This window comes from Ruegeria sp. AU67 (assembly GCF_900312795.1).
GTDB lineage: Bacteria > Pseudomonadota > Alphaproteobacteria > Rhodobacterales > Rhodobacteraceae > Ruegeria > Ruegeria atlantica.
The window spans coordinates 168646-189891 of record NZ_OMPH01000028.1 but is presented as its reverse complement, the minus strand read 5'-3'; the positions used below and the strand labels follow the sequence as shown (position 1 = coordinate 189891).

Below are 21246 nucleotides of genomic sequence, written 5' to 3'. Positions count from 1 at the left end.
AAAGGTGGGCGGTGGAAATTCCAAGCCCGTCGGCGTAAACGCAATCAGACAGCCTAGAGGGAAGACATGCCATATCGCGCCCCAATCTCTGATTATGAATTCTTGTTCCGCCACGCGGTCAATTTTGACAAGATCGCTGCCACCGAGAAATTCTCGGAAGCCAGCGACGATGTGGTCAGTGCCATTCTGACCGAAGCCGGAAAACTGTGCGAAGAGGTGATGGCCCCTCTGCAACGCCCCGGTGATCTTGAGCCCGCGCGCTTGGAAAACGGCGTGCTGCGTACCTCGACCGGGTATGCTGATGGCTGGAAAGCCATAGCCGAAGGCGGCTGGGTCGGGATGAGCGGTGATCCGGATTATGGCGGCATGGGTCTGCCGATGACGTTGACCACCGCCGTTAATGAAATGATGTCTGCCGCTTGTCTGTCGCTGCAACTTGCGCCGCTGATGACACAGGGCCAGATCGAAGCGATGGAACATCACGCCAGCGATGAGCTCAAGGCGCTGTATCTGCCTAAGATGATGGCAGGTGAATGGTCTGGTACCATGAACCTGACCGAACCACAGGCCGGGTCGGATGTGGGTGCGTTGACTTCGAAAGCCGAAGCCAATGGGGATGGCACCTTTTCTGTGACAGGGCAGAAAATCTTTATCTCATGGGGTGACAACGATTTTGCTGAGAATGTCTGCCATTTGGTACTGGCGCGCCTGCCCGATGGCGTTCCCGGAACCAAGGGCATTTCGCTGTTCCTGGTGCCCAAGCTGCTGCCGGATGAGAACGGCAATCCCGGTGTGGCCAATGATCTGAAGGTCGTATCGGTCGAGCACAAGATGGGCCTGCACGGCTCACCAACCTGCGTGATGCAGTTTGATGGTGCCAAAGGCTGGCTTGTAGGCAAGGAACATGGCGGCATGGCCGCGATGTTCACCATGATGAACAACGCGCGCCTAGGTGTTGGTGGTCAGGGCGTGGGTGCAGCCGAAGGTGCCTATCAGCACGCGCTGGCCTATGCGTTGGAGCGGAAACAGGGCAAAACCCCCTCGGGCACCATTATCGACCACGCGGATGTGCGTCGGATGTTAATGAGCATGCGTGCTGACACTCTCGCTGCGCGTGCGATTATGCTGGCCAACGCCGCGGCCATCGATATGGCCAATGCAACGGGCGACGCCGATTGGATGTCTCGTGCCGCTCTTTTGACGCCGATTGGCAAGGTTTTTGGCACCGAGACGGGAATGCGCGTATCTGAGACCGGTGTTCAGGTCCACGGCGGTATGGGCTTCATCGAGGAATCCGGTGCGGCTCAGTATTATCGCGACGTCCGTGTGACTGCGATTTATGAGGGAACGAATGGCATTCAGGCCATGGACCTTGTCGCGCGCAAGATGATGGATGGCGGCGAAGCAGCCTCGCGCCTACTGGACGAGATCGAAGATCATGCCGAACAGGCGCGGGCGACCATGCCCGAACTGGCTGGCCCGGTTTGGGAAGCGACCGAAAGCTTGCGCGAGGCGACCGAGTGGATGGTGGCGCAGTCTGATATGAACAACCGGTTTGCCGGGGCGTTGCCCTATCTGCATGCCTTTGCCCGCGTTTTGGGTGCGCATTACCACCTGAAGTCGGCTCTGGCTGAACCGGGTGGCCCGCGCTTTAAGCTGGCCCGGTATTACATCAACGCGCTGTTGCCTGAATATGCTGGGCTGCTTGTTCAAGCACAGAACGGGGCAGATGATGTTTTCGGGCTCAGCGCCGAGGAGTTTGTATCCTGATGGACGGAGATACCCCTTTGGCGATCAGATATCCCTGGTCTGAGCCTCCGGCCGAGGGCGAGGCGACCGAGATTGCCGAAGGTGTTCTGTGGATGCGTTTGCCGCTGCCCATGGCGCTGGATCACGTTAACGTTTATGCGCTGGACGATGGGGACGGCTGGACAGTGATCGACACAGGAATGTCGTCGAACAAAACACGGCGCATCTGGGAAAAGCTGATGGCGGGCCCGTTGGCGGGCAAGCCGATCACGCGGGTGGTTGTGACTCATCATCACCCCGATCACGTGGGCAATGCGGGTTGGTTCCAATCCGAACATGGCGTGGAACTGGTGGCGTCGCGAACGGCCTGGCTGTTTTCGCGGATGCTACAGCTGGATGTTCAGGAAAGCTGGCCCCAGGAGACGCTGGACTATTACCGCAGTGCAGGAATGGCGCCTGACGTTCTGGCCAAGCGGATGGCCGAGCGCCCGTTCAATTATTGCGACACTGTTTATCCGATGCCGCTGGGTTTCACCCGGATCAAGCAAGGCAGTGTGATCCGCATGGGTGGGCGCGACTGGGATGTTCATATGGGCAATGGTCACGCACCAGAACACGCCACGTTCTGGAGCCGAAACGACAATCTGGTGATCACCGGCGATCAGATCCTCAGTTCGATCAGTCCCAACCTGGGTGTATATGTCACCGAACCTTTGGCGGATCCGGTTGCGGAATGGCTTGAGGCCTGCGAACGGCTACAGGGGCTGGCGCGACCCGATCATCTGGCGCTGGGCGGGCATAAGTTGCCATTCACCGGGCTGCCCATCCGGATGAGGCAACTGATCGACAATCACCACAGCGCATTGGATCGTTTGGAAAAGTATTTGGACCAGCCCAAGACCGCTGCCGAATGTTTCATGCCCTTGTTCAAACGGCAGATCAGCGGTGGCGAGTATGGGCTTGCGCTGGTCGAAGCGGTTGCACATCTGAACCATCTTTACCACATTGGAGCTGTCACCCGGACGCGCCGCGCGGACGGGGCGTGGGAGTTTCAGCGCAAAGGGTAAAGCCATGCAGGATCAGATCGAAACATCGGCCGAGGCCGCCGAAGCCGCAGCCTTGCCGCGCTGCTACGAAGTGCATTCCGACCCCGAAGCAAAGTCAGGCGCAAAAGACCTGCCCGGCCCGTTGCAAAAGCCGGTCGAAACGAAAAGCCCCGCGCAGTGGGCTTATGAGCGGCTGATCCTCTATATCCAGAATTTCGAAAAGACGCTGACTGGAGACCAAGAGGTTGCGATGGGATTCACAGGCGGCGACGCAGGCGTCATGCGGATCGAGGGGATGGGGTATTTCGATCCCGATATCATCACCTTTTACGGGTCCGATGCGACCGGCGCGCGCACTCAACTTGTACAACATGTCAGCCAGTTGAACGTGATGCTGCGGGCCCTGCCCAAATCGGTCGAGGACAAACCCGCCAACCGGATCGGGTTCCGTCTGGCGGCTGATCTGGAAGAAAGCTGATCACCTGACTTGCAATTCACGTCTGCGCAGCCTTGAATGAGTCTACCATTCAAGGGGACCTCACGTGACCACTTTCTCTGCCGTTACAAGTGCCTACAAGGGTGCATGGGCTCGTCGCCGTGTCTTTGTGCCGATCTATCTTGTTGTGCGCCTGCTGTTGGTTGCGCTGATTGCGCCCGGCGTGGCGATCACGGTGAATCTTGCCGTATCGCTGTCCAACCAGACGGCACTGACTGATCAGGCGATCGCTGCATTCATCCTCTCACCTGCCGGATTTATTGCGGCCGTTGCGGTTCTCAGCCTGTTTCTACTGGCCGAGGTGTTTGTCTTCTCGGTCATGGCCGGGTCGCTGCGGATGGCAGAGCCGGACCCATGGCGCGCTGGTAGTTCTTCGATAAGGCTGATCCTGTCGCGGCTTCCATCCCTGTTCGGATTTGCGGTGCGCTTTGTTGTGCGCGTTCTGCTGTTGGTTCTGCCCTTTGCGGTCGTTTCTGCCGTGATCGCATGGTGGACGCTAACTGAATATGACATCAACTATTACCTGACCTTCCATCCGCCCTCATTCTGGGTGGCCGTGGTGCTGATCGGGGCGGTTGCGCTGGCTATGGCCTGGGTGCTTATCCGACGCCTGTCAGCCTGGGCTTTGTCGCTGCATTTGGTTTTGTTCGAAGGCGTTCACCCCGGACATGCGTTTGGCATCAGCGCCAGTCGGATGGAAGGTAGGCGCGGACGCCTCAAGATAGAATTGGCAATCTGGCTGGCTGTGCGCCTTGTCATCGCCGCCGTGATCGCCTGGGTGGCCGGGCTTTTGTTCGCACTGGTGCCGCTGCAAGGCGCAGCCAACCTGAAACTGGCCCTGATTTACAGCCTCGCCGTTGCCGGTATCTGGTCACTGGCCGGACTGGTATTGGCAGCCACGGCTCTGGGCGCATTGGCAGCGCTGCTCGATGGGTTCTTTGATATCCAGACATCAGAACCAACCCCTCCAAAGCCGCGCAACCTGCGCAGAACAATGGTCACGGCTGTTGGGGCCGCCATCGTTGCTGTTCTTGTTGGGATATGGTTCGGGCAGCACCTTCTGGAAAGGGTGCAGGCATCGGACCGTGCAGAGGTTATCGGTCATCGCGGCGCTGCCGCGCTGAAGCCCGAAAACACGATGGCCTCGGTTCTCAAGGCGATCGAGGACGGGGCCGACTGGGTTGAGATCGACGTGCAGGAAACAGCGGATGATGTAGTCATCGTCGCCCATGACAGTGATTTCATGAAACTGGCCGGTGTTAACCTCAAGGTGTGGGATGCCACGATGGAGGATATTGATCAGATCGACATCGGCAGCTGGTTCGGTCCCGAATACGCCGATGAGCGTACGCCGACTCTGCGTGACGTGCTGGAGGCCGCGAAGGGCAAGGCCAAGGTCATTATCGAATTGAAATACTACGGCCACGACGTAGACCTTGAGAATCGGGTTGTCGCTCTGGTCGAAGAGCTGGGCATGCAGGACGACATTGCAACGATGTCCCTGAAATACCCGGCAGTGCAAAAGATGAAGACGATTCGCCCCGACTGGCGCGCCGGTGTTCTAGCCGCGACTGCTGTGGGTAATCTCTCAGGTCTCGAAGGTGATTTTGTTGCGGTGAACGCCGCGATGGCGACGCCGGGTTTGGTCAATTCGGTCCATGCGGCGGGTAAGGACATCTATGTCTGGACAGTGAATGATCCGCTGCAAATGTCGGCGATGGCGTCGATGGGGGTGGATGGGCTGATCACGGACCGACCAGCGATGGCAAATGAAGTTCTGCGTGTGCGCGCCGAATTGGGGCCGGCAGAGCGGTTGTTGTTATGGCTGGCGACGACCTTCGGCATGTCCTTTGATACTGAGGCGATGCGCGATGAAAGCCCCTAATCTGGCGGCAATCCTTTTGGTGAGTGCCGCGCCAGCCTTCGCGCAAGACGTCATGCGCAGCTTTGAGTTGCCCGCGCATCGCGCCCTGATGGCGGAGCGCAGCAGCGCAGAGTTGACCCCGTTTGAAACGGATGGCTGTTCGGGTGGTCTTTCGGCAAGCTGGCGCTTTGTGGCGGATACGTTCCCCAGCTTTCGGGGACTGTATGAGGCGCACCCACCGTGGGAATACTGCTGTGTGACCCATGATCGCGCCTATCACCATGCCGGCGGGGCTATGCGGGCCGAAGACAGCTATGACGCACGCCTGTCCGCAGACGACACCCTGCGTGCTTGCGTCAAAAAGCATGGGACAGACCATGCCGAGGAATATGCCGAGCGCTATGACATGACGGCCGAACAGATTCGCACCGCCCATTCCGTCACGGCCGAGGCGATGTACGCGGCGGTCCGATTTGGCGGTGGCCCCTGTTCGGGCCTGCCCTGGCGTTGGGGTTTTGGGTATCCGGGGTGCTCGGTGTTCCCACCTTTGGCCCCTGCGCGCGAATGACGTGGTGACAGGCCTCGGATTTTCCATTATCCAACATTTCAAACACGCGAATTAGGATTCTGAGACTCATGGCTGAACACAAGCACGGCGAAATGGATATCACTGTTCAAACCAAAACCTTTGATGGGTTCGTCAAAGCCACCACATGGTGTGTGGTTGCCATCGCCCTCCTTTGCCTGTTCCTGGCGGTCTTCGCCGCATAATCCAAAAAACGGGGTTGACCGTGATCCGGATTTTGATTGCCTGCCTGCTGGCAGCAACTGTTGCTGGCTGCACGGGATCGCAGCGTCCGCAAGCCGACCGGGCCGAGGTCGCTGCCCGATCCTATCGTGATCCGGGGCGTTCGACCCTGACGCTGTATACGATGATCAGCACGCGCACCGGATCTGGTGCGCATACCTCGTTGATGATCAGCGGCAGCGAGCGGGTGATCTTTGATCCTGCAGGGTCTTTCCGCGCAGATGTGGTTCCGATCAAGGACGACGTGCTGTACGGCATCACCCCGAATGCCGAGCGCGCCTATCGCAGCTCGCACGCGCGCGAGACACATTATGCGCGTATCCAGACGATTCAGGTAAGCCCGCAACAGGCCGAGATTGCCTTGCAGCTGGCCAAACAATCCGGTCCGGTCGCTGGCGCTTATTGTGCGAATTCCACCGCGTCGCTGCTGAAGCAGGTTCCGGGGTTCGAACAGATCGACGTGACCTTTTTTCCGGTCAAGCTGTCGGATCAATTCGGTCAGCTTCCGGGTGTTGTGACAACGGAGTATCGTGAGAACGACGATGCCGACCTGCAAAAAGGTCTGGCCGCCAACAATGCGGCACTGAACCAACTGGAAACGGTCTCAACCCAATAAGTACAGCAACCCGTACAGGATTGCGGCGCCGCTGAAGATTGCTGCCAGCACATTCTTTGTGATCACTCCAACGCTCAGCGCAACCGCGGCGGCCGCCATCCGTGGAATGTCGGGCTGCCCTTCGGTTGCGGTTGGCCAAACAACCAGCGGTGCAATCAGGGCGGGCAGGATGGCGACAGCGGTATAGCGCAAGTGGCGCAACAGCCAGGGAGGCATCGGGCGATCCCCGACGAGGCCGATAAAGACAAACCGCAAACTATAACTGCCAATGGCAAGTCCAATGATGATGGACCAGATCGTGACCGGATCAACAGGGGTCATTGTGTGGCCTTTCTGCGTTCGGCGAACAATTCGGCCTGAGCACCGGCCATCATGCCGGCACATCCGGCAATCAGCAGGCCCAGATTGTATGGGATGCCAGCGGTCATCAAAGAAACGAAAATGGCGACCAGCGCAGCCACCACATGGGGTAGGGTGCGCATCATTGGCCCGATCATTGCCAGAAATGTAATCGGCAAGGCAAAGTCCAGCGCCCAGCTTTCGGGAATGCGCGTGCCAAGAACCGCGCCCAGATAAGTCGCAAATATCCATAGCGGCGTGATGGGGGTGACCGAGCCCACGAAATAAGCCATGCGCTGGGGCACCGTCATCCTGGGTTCTTTTTCAAACTGCACGATTGAACAGGCATAAGACTGATCGACGGTCAGGTAGGCCGCACATGCCCGTTGCCACATCGGCGCAGCCCCCAGATAAGGGGTCAGCGACGCTGAATACATCGCCATCCGCAGATTTACCGCCAGGGCAGAGACAAGAATAATGGCCGTCGGCGTCTGATCCTGCAGCAATTGCAGCGCGGTAAACTGCGCAGCACCCGCAAAGACGGTGGATGTGAACGCCATGGTTTGCACGATATTCAACCCGGCCTCGGTTGCGAACACGCCGAACAGGGTGCCAAACGGGATCGCCACAAAAATGAACGGGGTCCCGTCGCGAAAACCCTTCCAGAAGTATGACTTGGATATGGTGTCTGCCATGGCTAAATCCTATGGTGATCCCCGCAGCAGTAGCGGTCTTGGGAAAGGGTTGCAATTGGCCACGGAACAGAACCAGTCAGGCTACATCATCGCCCCAGATCCCGGTGCGCCCCGCCTGACCCGCGCCGTTGAAGGCGTGGACCAGAATGGTGAGGTCAGCCAGATCTCGGTGGTCGAGGAACGCCCGCTGACGATTTTCCTGAATTCGCAAGAGATCGTGACAGCGATGACGATCGGTGACTACCCCGAGTATCTGGCGCTGGGGTTCCTGCGCAATCAGGGGATGCTGCTGGTCGATGACGACATCACGCGCGTCGATTACGATGAAGATCTGGAAACCGTAGTGGTACGCACTGCGCGCGAGACCTCGTATGAGGACAAACTGAAGAAAAAGACCCGAACCAGCGGCTGTGCGGTCGGCACGGTGTTCGGTGACATGATGGAAGGATTGGAGGACGTGCGCCTGCCGCAGGTCTCGGTCCGCACCTCGTGGCTGTACGATCTGGCCGCCCAGATCAACCGCACCCCGTCGTTGTATCTTGAGGCCGGTGCGATTCACGGCACGGTGCTATGTCGCGAGAACCGCCCGCTGGTCTATATGGAGGACGTTGGCCGCCACAACGCGGTCGATAAGATCGCCGGCTGGATGCTGTCCCAAGGAGAAGGCGCAGAAGACAAAATCCTCTACACCACCGGACGCCTTACCTCGGAAATGGTGATCAAGACCGCGATGATGGGCATCCCGGTTCTGGCATCGCGATCGGGCTTCACCGCATGGGGCGTAGAGATTGCCCGCGAAGTCGGACTGACATTGATCGGTCGGATGCGTGGGCAGCGCTTTGTATGTCTTTCAGGTGAGGACCGACTGATGCGTGATGTGGATCCGGCGACTGTGGCGGTCGAGGATAAGAAACACAAAAGGAAAAGCTCCCAGTCCTGAAATCCGTTGGGTAACCAGTCGTTCTGAGAAAACTCTGCAAGTTCCAGAAGATATACACTAAGGTGGAGCAACTTAGGGTGGAATTTTGGATGGTTGCCACGTAGGGAAGCTATGGAATTAATCAGTTTAATTGCACCGGTCTTCGCGGTGATCTTGACGGGGTACGTGTTTTCTTGGACGAATCTTCTGGGTGAAGACACGTCAGAAGCTCTGGTGCAGTTTGCGGTTTACGTCCTGATCCCCGCCATCATGTTTTACCTGATTGGTCAGGAGGAGTTTGAGAACCTTCTAAACTACGGTTTCTACGTGTCGTATGGCGGTACGATACTGGCTCTTTTTGCCGTCCTGTTCATCGGTTTGAAGGCGCTGACGAGTTTTCAGGTCGGATCAGCAACCGTTTTGGCCTTTGCTGGCGTTGCCTCGAACACAGCGTTGGTTGCGCTGCCCATCCTCCATGCGATTTTTGGATCAAAGGGGGCGCTGCCGGCCGTATTGGCAAATCTGGTGGTCGCCATTCTGCTGTTGATCATGACCACCATTCTAGAGACCTCGGCCGGGCACAAGGCAAGCGCCAAGACACCCATTTACAAGATCCTTCTGAATGTTTTGAAAAACCCGATAATCGCTGCAACGTTGTTGGGCGTTCTTTACTCTTTCACAGGTATTGGGTTTTCTGACGCCGTTTCGGATTATTTAGAGCTTATGAGCCAGGCGCTTGCAGCTGTTGCGCTGTTTGCGATCGGGTTTACCACAAGTGTTCGCACGATTGTTCAGACTGGACCAATGATCCTGTTCTTGACGGTAGTAAAACTTCTCGTTGTTCCGGGGGTGGTGCTGCTTGCGGGGCATTTGATCGGGCTGGATCCGCTTTGGATCATTGCGGCGACGGTCTCTGCAGCAGCGCCCACGGCAAAGAGCATCTTTTTGCTGGCCAAACATTATGATCAGGAGCCGCAACTCGCCGCTCACATCGTGTCGGCGACCTCGTTCCTGGCGGTCGGGACTTTGATCCTGTGGCTGTTTGTCCTGCATCATCTGCATCCTACCGCGTTCCAATTGAATTGAGTTCGCTCTACAAAGTTGCGATCTATTGATCACTTGGACGCAAGCAACAAGGTGCAGCAATGAACACCCCTTTGGGCGTAATCCTCGCAGGCGGCCTCGCCACCCGTATGGGCGGCGGCGACAAGGGTCTGATGCAGATCGGGGGGCAAAGCCTGCTGTCTCATGTCATTGACCGGTTCGGCCCGCAGGTAGACGGTCTGGCGCTGAACGCCAATGGCGATCCCGAACGGTTCGCCGATCTGAACCTGCCGGTTCTGCCCGATACCATCGAAGGTTTCGCCGGGCCTTTGGCGGGTGTGCTGGCGGGGCTCGACTGGGCTGCCAAGCAAGGCGCCGACAGCATAGTCACAGCCGCTGCTGATACGCCGTTTTTTCCACGCGATCTTGTGGCGCGGCTGACCGACGCTGCCCAAGGGCAAACACATCCTCTGGTGCTGGCCACCACGCCGCGCACCGGGGATGAAGCGCTAAAGTCCGGCGGCGGCAAGCGGGTCAACAGGCATCCGACATTTGGGCTCTGGCCTGTCGCCCTGCGCGATGATCTGCGGGATGCCTTGAATGACGGGCTGCGCAAGGTTGTGCTGTGGACCGACAAACATGACGGTCGTGAAGCTTTGTTTCCCGCGGAACCTTTCGATCCCTTCTTCAACGTCAACACGCCCGACGATTTGGCGCGGGCGCAAAAGCTGCTGGAACAGGCATGAGGGTCTTCGGCGTCACCGGCTGGAAAAACGCAGGCAAGACCGGCCTAGTGGAGCGGTTAGTGACCGAGATTACGGGGCGCGGCTTTTCAGTTTCGACGGTCAAACATGCCCATCACGCGGTCGATGTCGACCAGACCGGAACCGACAGCTTCCGCCATCGAGAAGCCGGTGCGTCCGAGGTGCTATTGGCATCCGGCAAGCGTATTGCCGTGATGCAAGAACTGCGCGGGGCACCTGAGCCGCCTTTGGCTGATCTTCTGGCTCGGCTGCTCCCGGTCGATCTCGTACTGATCGAAGGGTTCAAACGAGAAAGCCACCCCAAGGTCGAAGCGTTTCGTGCCGAGGCCGGCAATGCGTTGATGGCCCCGGAAAACAGTACGATCCGCGCTGTCGCCAGCGATACGCCCCTGCAGGTACAGGTTCCGGTGTTTGATCTGGACAACACCGCCGCAGTCGCGGATTTCATCTTGAAAGAGGTCGGATTATGACGCCGCCAAACATCACGCCTCCGCCCCTGCGAAATGATTGTTTTGCCTTGCCTGCCGGGGTCAACTGGACACCTGTTGACGACGCGCTAGCCTTGTTGCGATCTCGGTTGACGGTGGTGACGTCGGTCGAAACCGCTCTGATCGGGCAGGCTGTGGGGCGGATACTGGCAGAAAACGTTTTTGCGAAACGTTCAAACCCGCCGCAACCGAACACGGCCGTGGATGGTTATGGTTTTTCCGGGGCTGCCCCCGAGGGTCCCCAAGTGATGCCGCTGCAGGATGGGCGCGCTGCGGCTGGTATTCCGTTTGATGGCACGGTGCCACACGGCAAGGCGCTGCGCGTGTTGACCGGCGCAGCGCTGCCTGCCGGCGTGGACACTGTCATACTGGAAGAAGACGTGACCGTTCAGGATGGCCACATCGCCTTTCACGGCCCGCTGAAACAGGGCGCAAACACACGCAAAGCTGGCGAAGATGTCGCCGAGGGCGATTTGGTTTTGCCTGCCGGGCGCAGGCTGACCCCCGCTGACATGGCCCTTCTGTCGGCCACCGGGATATCCGAGGTAGCGGTACGCAAGACGCTGCGCGTTGCGGTTCTCTCGACCGGGGATGAGCTGGTCGAGCCTGGAAACTCTGCCGGACCCGGCCAAATATTTGACGCCAACCGTCCGATGCTGTTGTCGATGATCGCGCGGCTGGGCTATGAGCCGGTGGATATGGGGCGCGTGTCTGACGACCGGGAAGATCTGCGTGACAGGCTGGACAAGGCGTCGGAACAGGCCGACGTCATTCTGACCAGCGGCGGCGCGTCCGCCGGGGATGAGGATCACGTCTCGGCCCTGTTGCGAGAGGCCGGTGCGATGCAAGAGTGGCGTATTGCGCTAAAGCCCGGCCGCCCCCTGGCGTTGGGTATGTGGAACGAAACGCCCGTATTTGGCCTGCCGGGTAATCCCGTCGCTGCCAAAGTCTGTACGTTGATCTTTGCCCGTCCGGCGCTGGGTCTGATGGCGGGCGAAGGCTGGTCTCAGCCGCAGGGGTTCGACTTGCCAGCCAATTTCGAGAAGCGCAAAAAACCGGGGCGGCGCGAGTACTTGCGGGCCCGTGTCCGAGACGGTCGGGTCGAGGTTTTTGCCTCGGAAGGGTCGGGTCGTATCAGCGGCCTAAGCTGGGCCGAGGGATTGGTCGAGATTCAGGATGGCGCATGCCACATCAGGCCGGGCAATCTGGTGCGGTTTATTCCCTATGGCAGCTTTGGGCTGTGATCAATCGAAGGTACCTGCGACACGCCCCAGCAGCATGAACGCACGGGCAGTTCGCGTGTCGCCCAAAGCGGTCAGGTCCGCGTCGCTGGCAACCGGTTCAAATTCAACGATCATGTGATCAAAACGGCGTAGGAAATGGTGCACGGCGTCCCGGAATATCGGATCCTGCTTCATCCGCGCTGCCGTCAGTGCCAGCGAAGACCGGTCCCTGATCCCGCCCAACGCGGCAACCGCGCGGCCGCGCGCGCCCTGTGCGAACTGCCGCCAGATTTCGGGACGCGCCATATCCGGGCGCAGATCGTCCATATAGATGCCTTCCTGACTCAGCAGGGTAAGCACGTCCTGCGAAGCCTGCACCAGTTGGGCGGTCTTGCGATCCCGTAGCGCCAGCCTAAGGGCGTCGAACCCTTCAGCATCATCCTGCGTTTCCGGGAAATTCAGCGCCCGAATGAAGGTATCGGTCGTCAATGGCGGCGCGATATCTTCGGCCGGGGTGCCCAGTTCCAAAGATGTCTGGTCGCTTGTGGCAACAGATGCTTCGCCGCGAACCGGCTCGGTCCGTTTCGACGAAAACGTCGCCAGCGCGGTTTCTGCTTTTTTGGCGGTCTCGGCGATTTCGTCCAGCTTTTTGCTGACACCGGGTTCTTGCAAGCTGGCGGCGCGCTGTTGCTGAATCACGTAAGCCTGACGGATCGCATCTATCGCTGTCTGCAGCCGAGCGCTTTCCTCGCGCATGACGCGACTGGCGCGCATCGCCATAGCGGCGACCCAAATCATCGCCACCGGCATGAAAACAGCCAGCAGGGTCACGACGAATCCGCCGCCATCGACCTTGTCGGGAAGCACCAGAAACACAATCGACACGATCAGCCAAACCACGCTAAGCGCGACGGCAACGATCTCGATCTCGGTTACCGAAGGATGCGAAGGCTTGTCATATATCCCCAAAGGGGTTGGCCGTTCGGGATCTTGTTCGGGATTGGGCTCTGACATGGTCAAGGCTCCGGTCAGGCATACTCGATACTTAGAACTTCATAGGACCGCACACCGCCGGGGGTGCGTACTTCGACACTGTCGCCTTCTTCCTTGCCGATCAATGCCCGCGCGATGGGGGATTTGATATTCAGCAGGCCTTTTTCAATGTTGGCTTCGTATTCGCCAACAATCTGCCAGGTCTTTTCCTCGTCAGTGTCTTCATCCACCAGGGTGACCTTTGCGCCAAATTTGATCGCGCCGTTCAGTTTGGCGGGGTCGATCACATCGGCAAGCGACAGAATGCCTTCCAGCTCTTTGATGCGACCTTCGATGAAGCCCTGCTTTTCGCGGGCCGAATGATACTCGGCATTCTCTTTCAGGTCGCCCAGCTCGCGCGCTGTTGCGATGGCTTCGATGATCGCCGGGCGCTCGACGGACTTGAGGTTTTTGAGCTCCGCCCCAAGCGCGGCATTACCCGCAGGCGTCATTGGAATTTTTTCCATGTTCTTGTCGTCCACGCATAAATTGGTTCGCCCCGCCGCATGAGACACGCGTCGGGGCGATTTGATGGGTCGTCAATTAACTGACCCAAATGAGGCGTGAATTGCAAGGGGGCTTGGTCGCACAACGCGCGGATTACGGCCTATGGTGTTCGGGAAAAGTCTGAATCGCCAATACCCTGCCACGCTCGTGGCTCTCGGGGCATTGGCGATGAAGAATCTATCGGGTGTTTCCCAGAACGCCTTAATCGTAGCTAATCACTTCGAATTCGATGTCATTGTCGTCATTGAAATAGAACCGCCGACCCGGTTCATAATCAGCATGGGACTTGGGCGTAAAACCGGCGTCGATCACCTTCTGCTCGGTCGTGTCGATGTCTTCGACCAGAACGCCCACGTGGTTCAGCCCTCCGACGATGTCATAGCTGCTTTCCCCGGACGGTTGTGGATCGCTGGGCGCGTAAAGCGCCAGATAGGTGTGCTTGGCGCCCACGTGAACCGTGTAACCGCCTGCAATTGCCGGGCCTTCCCAGCGTGTTTTCCAACCGAACACCTTGTGCATCCACGCAGCCGAGGCCTGCGGGTCGCGAACGGTGAAGTTGGTGTGTTCAAGTGTCGCCATCATGGGATCTCCTTTGTGTCTTGAGGCTTGTCCCGACTCACCGTAATTCCTAAACCTAACTTTAGATCAAGAGATTTTTCAGGAGGATGTGATGGCGGCTTCGGAAGGGTTGGCAATTGGCGCATTGGCCCGGCGCACAGGCTTGGCCGTTTCGGCGATCCGGTACTATGAGGCGCAAGGTCTGATATCGCCCTGGCGCAATGCGGGCGGGCAGCGGCGGTATCAGCGCGCAGATATCAGACGCCTGAGTTTTGTGATGATTGCGCAGCAGTTCGGCCTGACCTTGCCCGAGATCCGCGAGGTCCTGTCTGGCCTGCCTGGAAACCGCACGCCAACACCGCAGGATTGGCAGGACATCAGCAAGGGGCTAAGGGCCCATCTGGACCAGCGAATCGATACCCTGACGCGTTTGCGCGACAATTTGGATGGCTGCATCGGCTGCGGATGTCTAAGCCTGCCGAAATGCGCCCTCTACAACCCGGATGACCGCGCAAAATCCAATGGTAGCGGTCCCAGGTACCTGATGGGGGACTCACCCGAGGCATAACTGCCGCATTGCAGCAAAGTTACGCCGTGTTTTGATTGACCAAGGTGTTTGCGACCATGTAATCAGCCGTGAAACAAAATTGCGCAGAGCATGCAGTGAAAGCGCCAATTCGGAAAGTTAGCTAGGGAGCCCGCGATGGCCGAGATTGAACGCGAAGCGATGGAATACGACGTGGTGATCGTGGGTGCAGGCCCCGCGGGCCTGTCGGCGGCCATCCGTCTGAAACAGCTGGATGCCGACCTGAACGTCGTGGTTCTGGAAAAGGGCTCGGAAGTGGGCGCACATATCCTGTCGGGCGCGGTTCTGGACCCTTGCGGGCTGGACGCACTGATCCCGGACTGGAAAGAAAAAGGCGCGCCGCTGAACGTGCCGGTGCATGAAGACAACTTCTATATGCTGGGCGAGGCGGGCAAGATTCGCATTCCCAACTTCCCAATGCCGCCGCTGATGAACAACCACGGCAACTACATTGTTTCGATGGGCAATGTCTGCCGCTGGATGGCTGAACAGGCGGAAGAGCTGGGAGTGGAAATCTTCCCCGGCATGGCGTGTTCCGAACTGGTTTATGGCGACAATGGCGAAGTCAAAGGCGTCGTCGCCGGTGTCTTCGGCCTAGAGCCCGATGGATCATACGGGCCGCAGACCGAGCCAGGTATGGAACTGCATGGCAAGTACGTCTTCCTGTCGGAAGGTGTGCGCGGTTCGCTGTCCAAGGAAGTCATCGCCAAGTATGACCTCTCTGCTGGCAAAGAGGTGCAGAAATACGGCGTGGGCATGAAAGAGATCTGGGAGATCGACCCGGCCAAGCACAAGGAAGGCTCAGTCACGCACACCATGGGTTGGCCGCTGGGCAGCAACGCGGGCGGCGGGTCATTCATCTACCACCTTGAAAACAATCAGGTCTATGTCGGTTTCGTGGTTCACCTGAACTACAAGAACCCGCATCTGTATCCGTACATGGAGTTCCAGCGCTTCAAGCATCACCCGATGGTGGCCGAGCTGCTGAAAGGCGGCAAACGCGTCGCTTACGGTGCCCGTGCGATCACCGAGGGTGGTTATCAGTCGATGCCCAAGCTGGTTGCGCCGGGCGTGGCGCTGTTGGGTTGTTCCGCAGGCATGGTCAACGTGCCGCGCATCAAAGGCAACCACAACGCGATGCTGTCGGGCAAAGCGGCGGCTGAAGCGGCGTTTGACGCCATCAAGGCCGAGCGTTCGGGTGATGAACTGACAGCCTATGAAACCGACGTGCGCGACGGTGCAATCGGCGCAGACCTGAAGAAGGTGCGCAACGTCAAGCCGCTGTGGTCGAAATACGGCCTGACCGCCAGCCTGATGCTGGGCGGCATGGATATGTGGACTAACACGCTGGGCTTTTCGCTGCTGGGCACGCTGGGTCACGGCAAGAACGATGCTGAATCGACCGAAGAGGCCAGCAAGCACAAGCCCATCGATTATCCAAAGCCCGATGGCAAGCTGTCCTTTGACCGTCTGACCAACGTTTCCTTTGCGATGACCAACCACGAGGAAAGCCAGCCTTGCCACCTGAAGCTGGCCGATCCGGAAATCCCGGTCAAAGTAAACTTGCCCAAGTTCGACGAACCGGCGCAGCGCTATTGCCCGGCTGGTGTGTACGAGATGGTCGAGGATGAAGATGGCACGCGATTCGTCATCAACTTCCAGAACTGCGTCCACTGCAAAACCTGCGACATCAAGGACCCCAGTCAGAACATCACCTGGACCACGCCGCAGGGCGGGGATGGACCGAACTATCCCAACATGTAAGCGAAAACATGGGCAATGGCGGGGTCGTGAAGGCTCTGCCATTGCCTCTTTCCGGTCAAAGCCCTAGCTTGTTGTCCAGTCAACGATAGCAAGGCAGGATTTTGGTGGCTTCCCTCGTTCGTCGCGCGGCATTTGCCGCGCTGTTAACCTCGTCATTTGCATTCCCGGCGCTGTCGGACTCTGGCTCTGGGTCGTATCTGGCCGGGCGTCAGGCGATTTATCAAAGCGATTATATTTCTGCCGAGAAATATTATGCGCAGGCCCTGCGCGCCGACCCTGAAAATGGCAAACTTCTGGAAAACGTCGTCGTAGCGCGTCTTGCATTGGGCGAGATTGAGCGCGCGCTGCCGGTTGCGCAGTCAATTGAGGCGCTTGAACTGCCAAGTCAGGCGGCAAAGATGGTCATCATGGCCAACCTGATTGACGACGGAAAGCTAGATGAGCTGCTTGCTCGTGATCCTGAAACTCAAGGCGTTGGGCCATTAGTAGATGGCTTGGTTCTGGGTTGGGTCTATGTGGCGCAAGGTGCCATGACCAAAGCGATGGAAAAGTTCGACGAAGTCGGCACCCAAGAGGGGCTTCTGGAATTCGCGCTTTACCACAAGGCGTTGGCGCTGGCGTCGATTGGTGACTTCGAAGGGGCCGAAGAGATTTTTGCGGCAAACAACGGCGCGGTGTCGCGGTTCTCGCGCCGGGCGGCCTTGGCCCGGACCGAAGTATTGTCGCAGCTGGACCGCAACGAAGACGCTCTGCAATATCTGAAAGACGTTTTCGCGGCGGGCAGCGACCCATCCATCGAAGGTTACGTGGCGCGTTTGAAGGCGGGTGAAACGTTGCCGTTTACACACATACAGTCGGCGCAGGACGGTATGGCTGAAGTGTTCTTTTCTGTTGGTGCCGCGCTCAGCAGTGAGGCGTCACAGGACTATGTACTTCTCTATGCCCGGATTGCCGCGTTCCTGCGCCCGGACCACGTGGACGCAATCCTACTAAGCGCCGAGTTGCTGGATGCGCTGGAACAATATGACCTGGCCGTCGAAGCCTATCGCATGGTGCCATCCACCAGCAGCGATTACCACGCGGCCGAGTTGGGCCGGGCCGAGGTTCTGAGCCGATCGGGAAAAACGGATGCAGCCGCCGAAGTTTTGCAGAACCTCGCGGCGCAAAGCCCCAGCCTGCCCAGTGTGCATGTAGCCCTGGCTGATCTGCAACGGCGGCAAGAAAACTATGTCGATGCGGTTGGGACCTATGACACTGCTATCGAACTGACCGAGCAGGGTGTCAGCGGCAACTGGTTTTTGTATTACGCCCGCGGTATCTCGCATGAACGTCTCAAGCACTGGGAAGCGGCTGAGGCCGATTTCCGTCGCGCGCTGGAACTGAACCCTGATCAACCACAAGTTCTGAACTATTTGGGCTACTCGCTGGTCGAACGGCAGGAAAAGCTGGACGAAGCACTGAACATGATCGAACGCGCTGTCGCGGCGCGCCCTGACAGCGGCTATATTGTCGACAGCCTTGGGTGGGTCCTGTTCCGACTGGGCCGCTATGACGAAGCCGTCGCGCATATGGAGCGCGCGGTCGAACTGATGCCGGTTGATCCTGTGGTAAACGACCACCTTGGCGACGTCTATTGGGCCGTGGGCCGCGCGCGCGAAGCTGAATTTCAGTGGAAGCGTGCTCTGTCCTTTGTTGATCCAGACGACACGGATGGTGAGGCCGACCCCGAGCGCATTCGTCGCAAGATTGAGGTGGGCCTGGACGCGGTCTTGGCCGAAGAAGGCGCCGATCCCCTGAAAGTCGCCAATGGCAATTGAGGGTTTTGCGCCCGCCAAGATCAACCTGACCCTGCATGTGACCGGCCGACGCGATGATGGATATCATCTGCTGGACTCTCTCGTCGTGTTTGCAGATGTCGGGGATAAGCTGGAATTCGCGCTGGGGTCAGAGCTGTCGATGTCAGTGGCCGGTGAACACGCCAAGGGCGTTCCGGCGGATGACCGAAATCTAGTCTGGAAAGCCGCCGTCGCTGCTGGATGGACCGGGCATATCAACCTGAACAAAGCGCTGCCCCACGGTGGTGGCATTGGCGGCGGATCATCCGACGCCGCGGCGACATTGCGCATGATTGCAGATCAGGGTGTGGCTATCCCCAGCGAAATTGCCCTGACCCTTGGTGCGGATGTGCCGGTTTGCATGATGGCAAGGGCCTCCCGGATGCGCGGCATCGGCGAGCGGTTGCAGCCGGTCTCAATGCCGCAATTGCCAGCGCTTTTGGTCAATCCTGGTGTCGAAGTCCCAACCGGCGCCGTATTCTCTGCCTTGCAGAGTCGCGACAACCCGCCAATGCCCGATAATATCCCGGCCTTTGAAACGCCCAAGGCATGCGCGGATTGGGTGCAGGAACAACGCAATGACTTAGAGCCACCGACAAAGGGCATCGCACCCGAGGTTGCCCGGGTGCTGGATGATCTGTCGGATACGAAAGATGTTCTGCTGGCTCGGATGTCAGGTTCGGGTTCGACCTGTTTTGCGCTCTACCCAACCATGAAAGCCGCGCATTTCGCAGCTTACGAGATTGGCGCGGCGCACCCCGATTGGTGGTGCCGCGCCACGCAGTTTAATTGAGACGCGAAACCACGTAGTCAGCCAGATCGCGCAGCAACGACCGGATCTCGTGATCCGGCAGCGCATCCAGCGCGGTCTTGGCTTTGGTGGCCCACCCAAACGCATCCGATCGTGTGGCGTCCAGCGTGCCGTATTTGTTCATCAGGCTCAGCGCATGGTCCAGATCGCCGTCTTCCTGACGGCCTCGACCAATTGTACGCTCCCAAAAGGCGTGCTCCTCCGGGGTGGCCTGTGCGATGGCTTTGATGACGGGCAAGGTCAGTTTGCGCTCGCGGAAGTCGTCGCCGACATTCTTGCCGGTTGCCTTGCTGTCACCATGATAATCCAACAGGTCATCGGCAATTTGGAACGCAATTCCCAGCGCATCGCCGTATTCGTATAGCGCCTTAACCTGATCCTCAGCCGCGCCAGCAATCACGCCGCCCACTTCGGTCGCGGCGGAAAACAGCGCGGCGGTCTTGCCGCGCACGACCTGCAAATAGATTGCCTCGGTAGTGCCCAGATCGGTGGCAGCTGTCATCTGCAACACTTCGCCCTCGGCAATGGTGGCCGAGGCATTGGCCAGAATGTCCAGCACCCGCAGCGACCCGGTCTCAACCATCAGCTGGAAACTGCGGGAAAACAGGTAGTCGCCGACAAGAACGCTGGATTTATTGTCCCACAACAAGTTCGCCGTGGGGCGGCCACGCCGCTGTGCGCTTTCATCAACGACATCGTCGTGCAACAGGGTTGCGGTGTGGATGAATTCAACCGTCGCGGCCAGTCGCACGTGATGATCACCCGGATAGTCAAACATCCGGGCCGCCGCCAGCGTCAGCATTGGGCGCAGACGCTTGCCGCCTGCTTCAACCAGATGCGCAGTCACTTCCGGGATGCGCGGTGCGTGTTCCGAGGCCATGCGCGTGCGGATCAACTGGTTTACGGCATCCATTTCGCCGTCCAGAATCTCTGCCAGGCGCTCATGCGGTTTCGAGATCGTGTCGATGTTCATCACTCTCCTGATACAAGGCTCGACTTCCGCCTTGCCTTGCCCTTACATCCATCCCCATGAAAGAACTTTTGCGCAGCACCGATCCGACGATTCTGGCCTTTGCTTCCGCCCTTCTTGAGGGCGAGGATATAGACTGCTTTCAGATGGACGTAAATATGAGCATCCTCGAAGGAGGCATAGGAATCTTTCCGCGCCGCCTGATGGTGCGAGCCGATGACCTGACCCGCGCAGAACGGGTAATGCGTGACAACGAAATCCCGCTGGGCAGATGAACCTGTTTTCCGATAGTGAATTGACCCAAAATGATTTTCTGGGCGGGCGTGTGCGTTTGTTGCAGCCGCGCGCAGGATATCGCGCGGGGGTTGACCCGGTTTTGCTGGCAGCGGTCGTCCCGGCGACACGTGGTCACACCGTGTTGGAACTGGGCTGTGGCGCGGGTGCCGCGATCCTGTGCTTGCTGGCCCGCGTGCCGGGTCTGCAGGCCGTTGGGGTCGAGTTACAGGCAAGCTATGCAGAATTGGCAAGCCGAAACGCCGCGGAAAATGACGCGCCGCTGGAGGTAGTCGAGGCCGATATCAGTGCATTGCCAGCTACGCTCAAACAGCGGCAATTCGATCATGTACTCGCAAACCCGCCTTATTACCGTGCTGGCGCGCATAGCCCGGCCGATGACACGGGGCGTAGTATTGCGTTGGGCGAGCAAACGCCTTTGGAGACATGGATTGACTGCGCGGCCAAGCGCCTCGCGCCTCGCGGGCACTTGCATATGATCCAGAAAGCCAACCGTCTTCCCGACATATTGATGGCATGCGAAGGGCGGTTGGGATCGGTTGAAGTCCTGCCACTGGCCGCCAGAGCCGGTCGCAAGGCAGAATTGGTAATTTTACGAGCCAGAAAGGGCGGCCGCGCCGATTTTCAGCTGCGTGCGCCAGTCGTTTTACACGACGGGGATCGGCACGAACATGATGGGGAAAGCTATACGCCAAAGGTCTCAGACGTGTTGCGCAAAGGGGCCTCGCTGCCGGGGTTTTCTGATCAATAGGCATTAACCAGCCGAATTTGTCGGATTTATTACAGATTCTGTGCGTCTGCGGCGTGACAGGCTGGAAACGATGTGGTCAACTTCTTA

24 protein-coding genes are annotated in these 21246 nt (G+C 58.6%); 18 read left to right on the top strand and 6 right to left on the bottom strand.

The annotated features are described in order from the left end of the window. Positions 1-66 precede the first annotated feature (66 nt). The 7 genes from DK510_RS16110 (at position 67) to DK510_RS16080 (ending at position 6579) form a co-directional block, all read left to right on the top strand. Entirely contained in the window at positions 67-1770 is a 1704-nt protein-coding gene (locus tag DK510_RS16110) for an acyl-CoA dehydrogenase (protein ID WP_109312943.1), read from the top strand. Continuing rightward, a complete protein-coding gene (locus DK510_RS16105) occupies positions 1770-2816 on the top strand; it encodes an MBL fold metallo-hydrolase (RefSeq protein WP_109312942.1) in 1047 nt (348 codons plus the stop codon). The genes DK510_RS16110 and DK510_RS16105 overlap by 1 nt, the downstream gene beginning before the upstream one ends. Positions 2817-2820: 4 nt before the next feature. Next, the gene (locus DK510_RS16100; RefSeq protein WP_058273581.1) at positions 2821-3273 is read left to right on the top strand and encodes a DUF6173 family protein; all 453 of its coding nucleotides are present in this window, start codon (positions 2821-2823) and stop codon (positions 3271-3273) included. A gap of 64 nt (positions 3274-3337) precedes the next feature. After that, the gene (locus tag DK510_RS16095) at positions 3338-5176 is read left to right on the top strand and encodes a glycerophosphodiester phosphodiesterase (protein WP_109312941.1); all 1839 of its coding nucleotides are present in this window, start codon (positions 3338-3340) and stop codon (positions 5174-5176) included. Next, complete coding sequence (locus DK510_RS16090) at positions 5163-5723, top strand: hypothetical protein (protein WP_109312940.1); 561 nt, start codon at positions 5163-5165, stop codon at positions 5721-5723. Before DK510_RS16095 ends, DK510_RS16090 begins: the two co-directional genes overlap by 14 nt. Positions 5724-5791: 68 nt before the next feature. Beyond that, on the top strand, positions 5792-5926 hold the full coding sequence (locus tag DK510_RS16085; RefSeq protein ID WP_058273578.1) for an aa3-type cytochrome c oxidase subunit IV: 135 nt from the start codon (positions 5792-5794) through the stop codon (positions 5924-5926). A 20-nt stretch (positions 5927-5946) separates the two neighbouring features. Further along, on the top strand, positions 5947-6579 hold the full coding sequence (locus DK510_RS16080) for a hypothetical protein (RefSeq protein ID WP_109313010.1): 633 nt from the start codon (positions 5947-5949) through the stop codon (positions 6577-6579). Here DK510_RS16080 and DK510_RS16075 read toward each other — a convergent pair. After that, on the bottom strand, positions 6568-6900 hold the full coding sequence (locus DK510_RS16075; protein ID WP_109312939.1) for an AzlD domain-containing protein: 333 nt from the start codon (positions 6898-6900) through the stop codon (positions 6568-6570). The two genes, DK510_RS16080 and DK510_RS16075, sit on opposite strands and share 12 nt — an antisense overlap. Continuing rightward, on the bottom strand, positions 6897-7613 hold the full coding sequence (locus DK510_RS16070; RefSeq protein WP_109312938.1) for an AzlC family ABC transporter permease: 717 nt from the start codon (positions 7611-7613) through the stop codon (positions 6897-6899). Before DK510_RS16070 ends, DK510_RS16075 begins: the two co-directional genes overlap by 4 nt. Here DK510_RS16070 and DK510_RS16065 point away from each other — a divergent pair. The 5 genes from DK510_RS16065 to glp all read left to right on the top strand — a co-directional run bounded on the left by DK510_RS16065 (position 7612) and on the right by glp (position 12072). After that, positions 7612-8553, top strand: coding sequence for a formate dehydrogenase accessory sulfurtransferase FdhD (locus tag DK510_RS16065; protein ID WP_234999103.1), 942 nt, complete (start codon positions 7612-7614; stop codon positions 8551-8553). The genes DK510_RS16070 and DK510_RS16065 overlap by 2 nt on opposite strands. A gap of 111 nt (positions 8554-8664) precedes the next feature. After that, positions 8665-9618, top strand: coding sequence for an AEC family transporter (locus DK510_RS16060; RefSeq protein ID WP_109312937.1), 954 nt, complete (start codon positions 8665-8667; stop codon positions 9616-9618). 59 nt (positions 9619-9677) lie between these two features. Next, entirely contained in the window at positions 9678-10322 is a 645-nt protein-coding gene (gene mobA / locus DK510_RS16055) for a molybdenum cofactor guanylyltransferase MobA (protein ID WP_109312936.1), read from the top strand. Further along, complete coding sequence (gene mobB / locus DK510_RS16050) at positions 10319-10810, top strand: molybdopterin-guanine dinucleotide biosynthesis protein B (RefSeq protein ID WP_109312935.1); 492 nt, start codon at positions 10319-10321, stop codon at positions 10808-10810. Before mobA ends, mobB begins: the two co-directional genes overlap by 4 nt. Continuing rightward, a complete protein-coding gene (gene glp, locus DK510_RS16045) occupies positions 10807-12072 on the top strand; it encodes a gephyrin-like molybdotransferase Glp (RefSeq protein WP_109312934.1) in 1266 nt (421 codons plus the stop codon). Before mobB ends, glp begins: the two co-directional genes overlap by 4 nt. Here the strand turns inward: glp and DK510_RS16040 are convergent, their stop codons facing one another. From DK510_RS16040 to DK510_RS16030, 3 genes are all read right to left on the bottom strand, one after another. Then, complete coding sequence (locus DK510_RS16040) at positions 12073-13065, bottom strand: hypothetical protein (RefSeq protein WP_109312933.1); 993 nt, start codon at positions 13063-13065, stop codon at positions 12073-12075. A gap of 14 nt (positions 13066-13079) precedes the next feature. Beyond that, entirely contained in the window at positions 13080-13550 is a 471-nt protein-coding gene (gene greA / locus DK510_RS16035; protein WP_109313008.1) for a transcription elongation factor GreA, read from the bottom strand. Between the two features lie 241 nt (positions 13551-13791). Next, on the bottom strand, positions 13792-14172 hold the full coding sequence (locus DK510_RS16030) for a VOC family protein (protein ID WP_109312932.1): 381 nt from the start codon (positions 14170-14172) through the stop codon (positions 13792-13794). Between the two features lie 88 nt (positions 14173-14260). Here DK510_RS16030 and soxR point away from each other — a divergent pair, with 88 nt between their 5' ends. The 4 genes from soxR (at position 14261) to DK510_RS16010 (ending at position 19126) form a co-directional block, all read left to right on the top strand. Next, a complete protein-coding gene (soxR, locus tag DK510_RS16025) occupies positions 14261-14716 on the top strand; it encodes a redox-sensitive transcriptional activator SoxR (RefSeq protein ID WP_058278822.1) in 456 nt (151 codons plus the stop codon). 135 nt (positions 14717-14851) lie between these two features. Beyond that, a complete protein-coding gene (locus DK510_RS16020; RefSeq protein WP_109312931.1) occupies positions 14852-16498 on the top strand; it encodes an electron transfer flavoprotein-ubiquinone oxidoreductase in 1647 nt (548 codons plus the stop codon). A 104-nt stretch (positions 16499-16602) separates the two neighbouring features. After that, a complete protein-coding gene (locus DK510_RS16015; RefSeq protein WP_109312930.1) occupies positions 16603-18315 on the top strand; it encodes a tetratricopeptide repeat protein in 1713 nt (570 codons plus the stop codon). Further along, positions 18305-19126, top strand: a complete 822-nt coding sequence (locus tag DK510_RS16010; protein ID WP_109312929.1) for a 4-(cytidine 5'-diphospho)-2-C-methyl-D-erythritol kinase — start codon at positions 18305-18307, stop codon at positions 19124-19126. The genes DK510_RS16015 and DK510_RS16010 overlap by 11 nt, the downstream gene beginning before the upstream one ends. Here DK510_RS16010 and DK510_RS16005 read toward each other — a convergent pair. Further along, positions 19119-20117, bottom strand: coding sequence for a polyprenyl synthetase family protein (locus tag DK510_RS16005; protein ID WP_109312928.1), 999 nt, complete (start codon positions 20115-20117; stop codon positions 19119-19121). The genes DK510_RS16010 and DK510_RS16005 overlap by 8 nt on opposite strands. Positions 20118-20173: 56 nt before the next feature. Here DK510_RS16005 and DK510_RS16000 point away from each other — a divergent pair, with 56 nt between their 5' ends. Together DK510_RS16000 and DK510_RS15995 are read left to right on the top strand one after the other, a co-directional pair. Beyond that, on the top strand, positions 20174-20389 hold the full coding sequence (locus DK510_RS16000; protein ID WP_037316655.1) for a DUF2007 domain-containing protein: 216 nt from the start codon (positions 20174-20176) through the stop codon (positions 20387-20389). Further along, positions 20386-21159: a tRNA1(Val) (adenine(37)-N6)-methyltransferase gene (locus DK510_RS15995; protein ID WP_109312927.1), complete on the top strand. Its 774-nt coding sequence runs from the start codon at positions 20386-20388 to the stop codon at positions 21157-21159. The genes DK510_RS16000 and DK510_RS15995 overlap by 4 nt, the downstream gene beginning before the upstream one ends. Positions 21160-21246 lie beyond the last annotated feature (87 nt).